This is a genomic window from Streptomyces sp. DH12 (genome assembly GCF_020873895.1).
Classification (GTDB): domain Bacteria; phylum Actinomycetota; class Actinomycetes; order Streptomycetales; family Streptomycetaceae; genus Streptomyces.
Genome location: NZ_JAHWGT010001626.1, coordinates 1 through 393, shown reverse-complemented (window position 1 = coordinate 393; position 393 = coordinate 1). Strand labels below are relative to the sequence as shown.

1 protein-coding gene is annotated in these 393 nt (G+C 63.1%); it reads left to right on the top strand.

The annotated features are described in order from the left end of the window. Positions 1 to 393: preprotein translocase subunit SecY (locus LPA54_RS41410; RefSeq protein ID WP_267488051.1), on the top strand; the 393-nt coding region annotated here is incomplete at both ends.

The following is a 393-nucleotide window of genomic DNA, read 5'->3' as shown; positions in this document are numbered from 1 at the left end:
CAGGCCCAGCGCCGGATCCCCGTCCAGTACGCGAAGCGGATGATCGGCCGCCGTTCCTACGGCGGTACGTCGACCTACATCCCGCTGAAGGTCAACCAGGCCGGTGTGATCCCGGTCATCTTCGCCTCGTCGCTGCTGTACATCCCGGCGCTGATCGCGCAGTTCTCCAGCGGCACCTCGGGGTGGAAGACCTGGATCGAGGCGCACCTCGTCCGCGGTGACCACCCGATCTACGTGACGCTGTACTTCTTGCTCATCGTCTTCTTCGCGTTCTTCTACGTGGCGATCTCGTTCAACCCCGGGGAAGTCGCGGACAACATGAAGAAGTATGGTGGCTTCATCCCGGGCATCCGGGCTGGCCGACCGACCGCTGAGTACCTGAGCTACGTACTC